Here is a 9,991-nt window from a genome sequence, read left to right on the forward strand (position 1 = left end):
CGAGGTCGTCGACGCCGTCACGTTCGCACGCGACCACCGCCATCTGCCGCTCGGGATCCGCAGCGCCGGCCACGGCATCAGCGGCCGATCCACCAACGATGGCGGCCTGGTCATCGATGTAAGCGCACTCAACGAGATCGAGGTACTCGACGCCGATCGTCGCCTCGTGCGTGTAGGTCCCGGAGTCACGTGGAAGCAGGTCGCAGCGGCTCTCGCGCCGCACGGCTGGGCAATCACCTCCGGCGACCACGGAGGCGTGGGCGTCGGCGGCCTCGCGACGGCGGGCGGCATCGGCATGCTCGGACGCCAGCAGGGGCTGACGATCGATCACGTGCGCGCGGTCGAGCTCGTGCTGGCCGACGGCAGCACCGTGCGCGCCTCGGAGCACGCGAACCCCGACCTGTTCTGGGCCGTGCGCGGCGCCGGCGCCAGCTTCGGCATCGCCACCTCCTTCGAGCTCGAGGCGGAGGAGGTCGACCAGGTCGGGTGGGCGCAGCTGACGTTCGCGACCACGGACCTCGAGGCCGCGCTGGTGGCCTACGGCCGGATCCAGGCCCAGGCACCACGGGACACCACGATGTTCCTCGTCACCGGCACGCCCCAAGGCGGCCAGGCGGTGCTGCAGCTCTATGGCGTCGTCGCCTCCCCCGATCCCGACACGATCATCGAGCGCCTCAACCCGTTCGTCGAGATCGGTCAGCTCGTGCAGCAGCAGGTGGTGCTCGCGCCGTACCACGCCGTGATGGGCATGGCACCGGACACCGGACCTGACGGCCACCACGGGGCGGGCGAGCCGGTCTCCCGCTCGGGGTTCCTTACCTCACTGACCCCCGAGTTCGCCCACGACGCGGCCACCGCCCTGCGCGCCGGCCGGATCCGCTGGTTCCAGTTGCGTGCGATGGGCGGTGCGGTCGCGGATGTGGCACCGGAGGCCATGGCGTTCAGCCATCGCTCGCCCGAGCTGCAGGTCACGGTGATGGGCACGTTCCACGCCGTGCTCGACGAGGCGTGGGAACCGTTGGAGCGTCACATGGAGGGTCTCTACCTCAGTTTCGACACCGGCCCTGGCCCGGATCGACTTGAGCGCGCGGTCCCAGCCGACGTGCTGGCGCGCCTGCGCGACCTCAAGCACCGGTACGACCCAGACGCGCTGTTCCGCGACAACTTCCCACTCGTCCACCAAGGAGAACCCGTATGACCGACTACGGCCACGACCTGCTCTTCGGGAGCTTCATCACCCCGAGCGCGGCGGGCGCGCAGCAGGCCCTGCGTCTCGCCGAGCTCAGCGACGCCGAGGGCCTCGACCTCGCGACGTTCCAGGACCACCCCTACCAGGCCTCGTTCCTCGACACATGGACCCTGATGACCTGGGTCGCGGCACGGACCGAGCAGGTCCGCATCGTCCCCAACGTGATCAACCTGCCGCTCCGGCCGCCCGCCGTCCTCGCCCGCGCGGCAGCCTCGCTCGACCTGCTCAGCGGCGGACGGTTCGAGCTCGGCCTCGGTGCCGGCGCCTTCTGGGACGCCATCGAAGCCATGGGCGGGCGCCGCCTCACGGCCGGTCAGGCCGTCACTGCCCTGTCCGAGGGGATCGACCTCATCCGCGAGATCTGGGACACCGACACCCGCAGCGGCGTGCGCGTCCAGGGCACCTACTACACCGCCGACGGCGCCAAGCGGGGTCCGGCCCCGGCGCACCCGGTCGGCATCTGGGTCGGTGCCTACAAGCCCAAGATGCTCGCCCTCGTCGGTGCGCAGGCGGATGGCTGGCTCCCGTCGCTCTCCTACCTGCCCGACGGCGTCGACTCGCTTCCCGAGCTCAACTCACGTATCGACGACGCGGCCGAGCAGGCAGGTCGGCCAGCGACCGCCGTCCGTCGCCTGCTCAACCTCATGGGCGGCCAGTTCTCCCCGACCGGCAGCGGGTTCCTCGACGGCCCGCCGTCGTTGTGGGCCGAGCAGCTCGCCGAGGTGACACTCACGCACGGCATCTCCGGCTACATCCTCGGCGGGGACGAGGCCACCACGCTCCAGACCTTCGCTGCCGAGGTCGCCCCAGCCACCCGGGAGCTGGTGGCGGCGGCACGGTCCTGAGCTCCGCTCAGCCCCCGGCCGGCGGGGTGAGGTCGATCGGCTGACCGTAACTGGCCGGCATCCGGAACCCGGGGAACAGGTCCATCTTCGGCGCCACGAATGCCTGCGCGGTCGCGGCCGCCTCCTGGGATGTGGCCGACCCCAACGTCACGGACTGACGTGCACGGTCCAGCGCGTCCCATGCCGCCGTGCCGACCGGCAGCGGTGGCCGGGACGTCGAGGACGGGAGCATCTCGGCGAAGAACTGTGCATCGGAGTTGTAGGCGCCGTCGGCGATCGTCTGCAGGTGAGTGGGCAGGTTCCCGAGCATCGGCTGGATGATCGTCTGGCCCGGACGCCCGGCGTGGAACTTCATGTACTCCCACTTGGTGCGCGTGATCTCGGTGCCGCGAGGGAATACGAGTCCCTGGCCACCCGACCACGTGTAGGTCGGGTCGCCGTCGTTCCACACCGGCAGCCAGGTCCATCGGAAGTCGAGGTCCGGGGCGTACTTCTCGTTGCCCTGGATCTGCCAGGGACCGGTGGGAGTCATCACCATGCGTTCGCTGAACATCACGGTCTGCGCGGGCGGCGCGTTCGGAGGCTGGTACGTCGCGAAGAAGGCGTCGACCCGTGCGAAGGGGAACCGCTCGACCCACTCGGTGTAGAGGTCGTACACCTGCAGCCACTCCGGCGTGTCCATCGTGGTGGTTGTCCGGTCGTTGTCGTACACCGCGGCCCCCGCACCGAAGGCGTAGGTATAGGGCGAGCCGCCCTGGTCCAGCCACGGCGCGAACCCGAACTGCGTGTAGTTGCCGTTGCCGTCGATCTCCACGCACTTCTCGGCGATCTCGCCGAGCTCGCCCCACGTCAGCACGTGCTGCTCGGGGTCGAACATGTCGGGATCGAGGCCGACCTTGAGGAGCAGGTCGTAGTTGTACATGATGCCGCGCGCGTCGGTCGACGTCGGGAGCCCGTACAGCTGCCCGTCGTACGTGAGCTCGTCCACCGCGAAGCTCACCCACTGCTTGCGGAACTCCTCGGCGCTGACACCCTCGTACTCCTCGATGTACGGGTCGAGCGGTTCGAGCAGCCCGATGGACGCGCTCTGCACCGTGTTGAAGCGGTCGATCCACCAGATGTCCGGCGCGGTGCCACCGCGCACGGCTGTGATGATCTGGCTCATGTCCGAGTTGCCGCTGGAGGGCACCTGGGAGATCGCGATCCGGACACCCTCGCCCTCGGGCGTCTGCGCGAACGCGTCAGCCACGGCCTGGTCCTTGTCGGTGTCGGCGGCGCCCATGCCCCAGTAGCGGATCACGTTGGGGTCGCTCGAGGCCTGGTTGGCACACGAGGGCAGTGCGATCGCCACAGCGCCCGCTCCGGCCAGCCCGAGGAAGGTGCGGCGGTTGAGTGCGGTCCCGGTCACTTGAAGCCTCCCAGGGTGATGCCACGGATGAAGTAGCGCTGGAACACGAAGAAGAGGATGACCAGCGGAAGGATGACCAGCACCGATGCCGCCATCAGCTGGTTGAAGGAGACGTCCTGCGCGTTGACGCTCCGGAATGTCTGCAGACCGATCGACAGGGTCTGTACGCGCTGGTCCTGCAGATAGATCAGCGGTCCCATGAAGTCGTTCCATGCCCCGACGGCGGAGAAGATCGCCACCGCGGTCAGCGCCGGCCGCGCGGTCGGGAACACCAGCTTCCACAGGATCCGCCACTCCGATGCGCCGTCGACGCGCGCCGCGTTGAGCATGTCGATCGGGATCTGGAGCAGGAACTGACGCAGCAGGAAGGTGAAGAACGCCGAGGCGAACATCGCCGGAAGGATCAGTGGGAACAGGGTGTTGACCAGACCCAGTCGCGCCCACATGTCGAACATCGGGATCAGCGTCACGGGGAACGGCAGGAACAGCGTCGCGATCACGAGGTAGAACACCTTGTTGCGCCCCGGCCAGTCGATGCAGGCGAACCCGTACGCGACGATGAAGTTCGACACCACGGCCAGCACCACCACGCTGACCGTGATGATGGCCGAGTTCGCGAAGAACTGCAGGAATGGCATCGCCGTGACGGCGTCCACGTAGTTGCTGAAGTCCCAGCTCTCCGGCCAGAACGTGGGTGGGAACTGGGCGAGCTCCTCGTCCGACTTCACCGAGGAGAGGATCATCCAGTACAGCGGCAGCAGGAAGACCAGGCTCAGCAGGATCATCGTGATCCGCGAGACGAGCGCGGATTGCCAGCTCGCTCGGGATCCGTCCTGGTGACGGCCGTAGTCAGCGCGGTCCGCGGCTTCCTCGTCCACCTGGTAGCTGGGTGCGTTGGTGTTCAGTGCCACGTCAAGCTCCTTCCGCTCGTCGGCGCGCTCATGCCGCGTTGACGTCGTAGTTCACGAAGCGGCGGGAGAGGAAGAAGATCAGGAGCGCCAGCCCCATCCCCACCAGGAACAGCAGCACGGCGAGTGCTGAGGCGTAGCCGAGCTCGGCGAAGCCGAAGGCGTTGCGATAGAGGTACATCATGTAGAACAGCGCGCCGGAGTCGGGGCCGCCGGTGCCGTTCGTGACGATGAACGCCTCGGTGAAGACCTGCAGTGCACCGGAGACACCGGTGATGAGGTTGAACAGGATCACCGGACTGAGCAGCGGCAGCGTGATCGACAGGAACTGGCGGCCGCGACTGGCGCCGTCCACGCGCGCCGCCTCGTACAACGTGCGTGGCACGTTGCGCAGCCCCGCGAGGAAGATGAGTGCCGCGTTGCCGGCTCCGAGCTGGGCCATCAGCACGATCGCGATCTTGATGCCGGTCGGGTCGCCCAGCAGGTTGACGTCGGCGCCGCCGAACGGGCGGATCAGCTGGTTGAAGAACCCGAACTGCGGGTTGAGGAAGACGATGAAGATGAAGGACATCGCGAACGCCGGGATCAGCGACGGCATGTAGAAGATCGTCCGGAACAGCGCCACCTCGCGGACGTTGCGGTTCATCGCCAGCGCAAGCACGAGCGCAACGAGCAACCCGATCGGGACGGCCAGCACGGCATAGAACGCGGTGTTGCCGACCGCCGTGCCCACCAGCGGATCGAGGAACGCGGAGACGTAGTTCTGGAGGCCGACCCACTCCGGCGCGAGCAGCCCCGAGTACCGGGTGAAGCTCAGCACGACCGAGTACGTCACCGGGTAGACCACGAAGACCGCCAGCCCGATGATCCACGGCGAGATGAACAGCAGGCCAAGCCTGAGGTTGCGGCGTTGCGTGCGGGTCAGTCGACGTCGCGTTGGGGATGCGTCTGCGGTCACCGGCGCGGTGCGAGCGCCTGGCCTTTCCAGTGCGGTGCTGCCGTTCATGGCGTCCTTCCGGTCAGGGTGGCCGCGCGGTCGCGCTCTCCCTCGAGTGCTTCTCCGCTGCCGAGCATCAGCACTCAGCAGATTGAATATACCTATAATGCACTAATCGACGAGGGGCGCAACCCCCGGACACCAGACCGGTGGCATCGGGCGCAGCGGGGCCACCGCATCACTGGGTAGCGTCTGAGGCGTGACTGTCCCGATCCGCGTCTGGGCGCCGAGCGCCGACACCGTCGACCTCGTCGTCGACCACACCACCACCGCCCTTGGTCGCGACGAGCAGGGCTGGTGGGAGCACTCCCCTGGTCTTGCGGCCGGCACCGACTACGCCTTCCTCGTGAACGGCGATGGCCCCTTTCCGGACCCGCGCAGCGCGCACCAACCGGATGGTGTGCACGCCGCCTCGCGTGCCTTCGACCCGCACGCCCACGACTGGCACGACGCGGACTGGGGCGGTGTCGGGGTACTGGGATCGGTGATCTATGAGCTCCACCTCGGGACGTTCACGGCCGCCGGCACGCTCGACGCCGCGATCGAGCGCCTCGATCACCTGATCGAGACCGGCATCGACATCGTGCAACTCATGCCGGTCGCCGCCTTCCCGGGCGAGCGCGGCTGGGGCTACGACGGCGTCGCGCTCTACGCTGTGCACGACGCCTATGGCGGCCCGGCCGCCCTGCAGCGCTTTGTCGACGCCGCCCACGCGCGCGGTCTCGGCGTGGCACTCGACGTGGTCTACAACCACCTCGGTCCCACCGGCAACTACCTCGGCACCTACGGCCCCTACTTCACCGACGCCCACCACACGCCATGGGGGTCGGCCGTCAACCTCGATCAGGCCGGATCCGAGCACGTGCGCGCCTTCATCGTCGAGAACGCCCTCCGCTGGTTCCGCGACTTCCACATCGACGCGCTCAGGCTCGATGCCGTGCACGAGCTGCGCGACGACTCCGCCACGCATGTGCTCGCCGAGCTCTCGACCGCGACGGCGGAGCTCGCCGGCAGTCTCGGCCGCCCGTTGGGTCTGATCGCCGAGTCGGACCTCAACGACGTCGTGATGGTCACCCCGGTCGCCGACGGCGGCCTGGGCATGACCGCGCAGTGGGACGACGACGTCCACCACGCCATCCATGCGTTCCTCACGAACGAGCGGCACGGCTACTACGCGGACTTCGGCGAGCTCGACACGTTGGTGGCGGCGCTCCGACAGGTCTTCGTGCACAACGGCACGTTCTCCTCGTTCCGCGGCCAGGTCTGGGGCGCCCCTGTTCCCGACAATGTCTCCCGGCACCGGTTCGTGATCTCCACCTCCACCCACGATCAGGTGGGCAATCGCGGCCTCGGCGATCGCCCGCCGGAGCGGATCACGCCCGGGCAGGCCGCGATCGGTGCGGCCCTACTTCTCACGACACCGTTCACCCCGATGTTGTTCATGGGCGAGGAGTGGGCCGCACGTACCCCGTTCCAGTTCTTCACCGACTTCGAGGACCCCGAGCTCGCTCAAGCAGTGCGTGACGGCCGTGCGCGCGAGTTCGGCGAGCACGGCTGGGACGACATCTACGGTGCGGGCGCGCAGGCACCGGACCCGCAGGCCGAGACCACGTTCGCTGCCAGCAGTCTCGACTGGGACGAGCTCACCCAGATCGAGCACGTCCGCCACCTGTCCTGGGTGCGGGCGCTGATCGCACTGCGCCGGCTGCAGCCCGAGCTCCGCGCAGGCGACACGTCCAGCATGAGGATCTCTTACGACGCCGACGCCGGTTGGCTCGTGCTGCATCGCGGCCGGCTCGAGGTCCTGATCAACGCGGCCGAGGTCCCGCAGTCGATCCCGCTCGAGCCGGCCTCCGCGCGCGTGCTCCTGGCGGCATGGAACGACCGCACAGGACAGTCGCATGACGGCGAGGAGATTGCGCTGGCCGGTCACGACGTCGTCGTCCTCGCTCGCAGTTAGCAGCATTCGATGACTACGCCGATGCGACCGGCCCGGCACCGGGCCGCGCTGGCCAGCGTGGTCATCGCGCTGGCCTTCGCACTGACGGTCGGCGCGCTCGTGGCGGCGAGCCGGCCCGCCGCACCCGGTGACTCGATCGCCGCCTACCTGCCCGAGCGCCCCACCACCCGGTTCCACGCCGACGTCGCGACCGGGCAGGCATGGCAGGTCAACCAGGGTGTGCTGCCCGCGGCAGCCGCGTGGGACGAGCTCGACCTGCTCGCACGGCGGCACCTCGACCCAGTGACCTCGGGCCACTGGCTCACGGTCGACCTTCTCGACCCGGCCCGACCCGCCGCGCGCCTCAGCATCGACTTCCAGGTCGACGGCGACACCGTCTCGCTCCGCGCACTCGCCACCCCGGATGCGTCGCTCACCCTCGATCCCGGGATCCCCGTGCTCGACCCGGGACTGCTCGACGGCGTTGCCGCGACCTGGGAGGGCACGCTCACGCGGGACGGGTCCCCCACCGCGCCAGGCACCGCACTGGTGACCTCGGAGCCGCTCGAGGACCGACCCGGGTGCGTCGACATCCAGGTGCAGTTGGAGCACGCGACCGAGGTCGCCACGTGGTGCGCGGGCGAGAACGCCGGGCTGACCGGCTGGCGCACCGAGAGCAGTGCAGGACCGACCGGTTTCACACCTGAGGTGACCATCGCGGAACACCCGGGGGACGCCGTCGAGATCGACGAGAACCCGGTCGCCGCGCTCACCGGGGAGCCGGTTCGGGAGGTCGAGTTCTTCCGCATCGTGGCCGGGTCCTACCGCGAACAGCTCATACCGCGTGGCTCGCGGGTGACCTGGGCAGCCGACCAGCTTGTGATCGCCGACACCGAGGGGCGCGTCACGTCGTGGCTGCCGATCGACGACGGCAGCGGCGAGTCCTACTACTCGCAGGTCTGGCGCACCCAGCCGGGCGGCTCGATCCGTGGGTTGGTCGCCGTCGGAGCCGTGACGGTCCTCGGCACCACCGACCGTGAGGTGATCGCGTACGACCGTGACGGCTGGGAGTTGTGGCGCCACACCGTCGCCGACGGCGTGACCCAGGTGTCCGAGAGTCACGGCCAGGTGGTCGTCGGCGACGCCAGCGGCGCCGTCACCGTCCTCGACCCCCTCACGGGAGACGAACGATGGAGCGCCCGCGGGACCGCTGAGATCGTGAGCGTGGGAGGAGACCCGGGCACCGTCGTCGTGCTGGCCGGCTCGAGCCTGCGCGTCCACGACTTGAAGACCGGGACCGTGTGGTGGACGGTCGACGTGGACCCGCGGACCACGGTCGCATCAGCGACGGGAGCGCACGTCGCGATCGGCGCCGGGAACTGGCTCACCGTGCGTGAGGCCCGCACGGGATCCGTGCAATGGGCGCGAGCGGTGCCGAGCGATCTGGTGCTTGCCGAGGCAGGGCAGCACCTGCTGGTCTCCGAGCCGCGCACGGCCCGGCTGCTGGATCAGGCGGGACGCCCCGTGTGGGCGTCCGAGCACCCGATGCCGCTGGTGCTCCCGATGGACGGCGCGGTGCTGGCGATCCAGGGTGACGGTCTGGTGCTGGCCGGTCTGGATACGGCGTCACTCACGTGGGAGTACCCCGACGACGCCGCTGAACCCGACCTCGAACCGATCCGCGGCGACCACGGCATCGTCACGGTGCAGCTGCTCGGCGGCCACTACCGGTGGTGGGAGTACCGGTGACCGGCGTACGAGTCGTCGACCTGGCGGTCCACGTGATCGATCGGGCCCTGATCGAGCCCGTGCGTTCGGGCAGGCTGCGATCTGCCGGTTGGCCACCTGGTCTTCGAGCGGTCGTCACCGCCACTGTGGTGATCTACGTGGCGCTCGCCGTGGTCACGGTGGGTGGGCACTGGCTTCGGCAGGAACTCCCGGCTGGCTCGTCGTTGTTCGGGATCGCGCCCGAGCTGCTCGGACCCGCGACGGCGGTCACCGCCGTTCTCGCCGCCATCGTCACGACCGCCGGGATGCACGCTCCGGTCGCACTGCGCGTCACGGGCCTGCTCGCCCCTGTTCTGCTGTGGTCCTCGCAGCTCTGGCTGGCCTCCGAGGTCGGCCAGCTGGTCTGGGCCGGTGCCGGGATCGTCGCAGTCGGCGTGCTGCACGTGCTGCGCGCGGGGAAGCAGTTCGTCTGGTGGGAGCCGGTCGCTGCACTGCTCCTGGTCGGCGGCGTGACCCTCGTGAACCTGGCGACCGTGGTGCTGCCTGCGCTCGACGCCGGGCACAGCGACCCCAGCCTGCTGCTCGTCCTCACAGTGATGTCGGTGGGAGCCCTTGGCCTCGGTTACGCGGTGACCTCGGGCGCGGCGGTCTCCGAGATCGCGATGTCGACATCGGCGTGGTTCGTCGAGCACCTCAGCCGCCGGTTCTCCGCCCGGACCCAGATCGTCGTGGTCGGAGTGCTTGGGGCGCTCGCCTGGGGCGGACTGCTCCTGCGGCTGTCCCGATCGGCCGTTCCGGGCCCGCTGATCGGCGTGGGCGTCCTGATCGCCGGGATCGTGCTCACGCTCACGCTGCTGTCCTGGCTGCTGCTGGACCGCGTGATGGACGCCCGTGAGGCTCGCGCGGGCGGCCGAGCA

8 protein-coding genes are annotated in these 9,991 nt (G+C 69.2%); 5 read left to right on the forward strand and 3 right to left on the reverse strand.

Annotation, left to right across the window (positions count from 1 at the left end; translation table 11 throughout):
• Both ACOJSN_RS05290 and ACOJSN_RS05295 read left to right on the forward strand, forming a co-directional pair.
• Positions 1-1,198, forward strand: a 1,198-nt coding sequence (locus tag ACOJSN_RS05290; RefSeq protein WP_420111465.1) for an FAD-binding oxidoreductase, incomplete at its 5' end; no start/stop codon positions are given.
• Positions 1,195-2,094: an LLM class flavin-dependent oxidoreductase gene (locus tag ACOJSN_RS05295; RefSeq protein ID WP_420111466.1), complete on the forward strand. Its 900-nt coding sequence runs from the start codon at positions 1,195-1,197 to the stop codon at positions 2,092-2,094. The genes ACOJSN_RS05290 and ACOJSN_RS05295, both read left to right, overlap by 4 nt.
• A gap of 7 nt (positions 2,095-2,101) precedes the next feature.
• Here the strand turns inward: ACOJSN_RS05295 and ACOJSN_RS05300 are convergent, their stop codons facing one another.
• The 3 genes from ACOJSN_RS05300 to ACOJSN_RS05310 are packed head-to-tail and all read right to left on the reverse strand — an operon-like array spanning position 2,102 to position 5,368.
• On the reverse strand, positions 2,102-3,502 hold the full coding sequence (locus tag ACOJSN_RS05300) for a substrate-binding domain-containing protein (RefSeq protein WP_420111467.1): 1,401 nt from the start codon (positions 3,500-3,502) through the stop codon (positions 2,102-2,104).
• A complete protein-coding gene (locus ACOJSN_RS05305) occupies positions 3,499-4,413 on the reverse strand; it encodes a carbohydrate ABC transporter permease (protein WP_420111468.1) in 915 nt (304 codons plus the stop codon). The genes ACOJSN_RS05300 and ACOJSN_RS05305 overlap by 4 nt, the downstream gene beginning before the upstream one ends.
• Before the next feature lie 28 nt (positions 4,414-4,441).
• Positions 4,442-5,368, reverse strand: a complete 927-nt coding sequence (locus ACOJSN_RS05310; protein ID WP_420111469.1) for a carbohydrate ABC transporter permease — start codon at positions 5,366-5,368, stop codon at positions 4,442-4,444.
• 238 nt (positions 5,369-5,606) lie between these two features.
• Between ACOJSN_RS05310 and treZ the strand changes: the two genes are divergently transcribed.
• The 3 genes from treZ to ACOJSN_RS05325 all read left to right on the forward strand — a co-directional run.
• Positions 5,607-7,367, forward strand: coding sequence for a malto-oligosyltrehalose trehalohydrolase (gene treZ, locus ACOJSN_RS05315; RefSeq protein WP_420111470.1), 1,761 nt, complete (start codon positions 5,607-5,609; stop codon positions 7,365-7,367).
• A 9-nt stretch (positions 7,368-7,376) separates the two neighbouring features.
• Positions 7,377-9,095 (forward strand): PQQ-binding-like beta-propeller repeat protein, encoded by a 1,719-nt coding sequence (locus tag ACOJSN_RS05320; protein ID WP_420111471.1) that lies wholly within the window; start codon positions 7,377-7,379, stop codon positions 9,093-9,095.
• Positions 9,092-9,991, forward strand: a 900-nt coding sequence (locus ACOJSN_RS05325; RefSeq protein ID WP_420111472.1) for a hypothetical protein, incomplete at its 3' end; no start/stop codon positions are given. The genes ACOJSN_RS05320 and ACOJSN_RS05325, both read left to right, overlap by 4 nt.

Origin of the sequence: Pseudactinotalea sp., from assembly GCF_048594945.1 — a bacterium.
In the GTDB taxonomy this organism is placed as follows: domain Bacteria; phylum Actinomycetota; class Actinomycetes; order Actinomycetales; family Beutenbergiaceae; genus Pseudactinotalea.

What these genes read in the sequence shown, in the direction of transcription:
- ACOJSN_RS05295 (WP_420111466.1), top strand. Translation starts at nt 1,195, where the DNA reads ATGACCGACTACGGCCACGACCTGCTCTTCGGGAGCTTCATCACCCCG.
- ACOJSN_RS05320 (WP_420111471.1), top strand. Translation starts at nt 7,377, where the DNA reads ATGACTACGCCGATGCGACCGGCCCGGCACCGGGCCGCGCTGGCCAGC.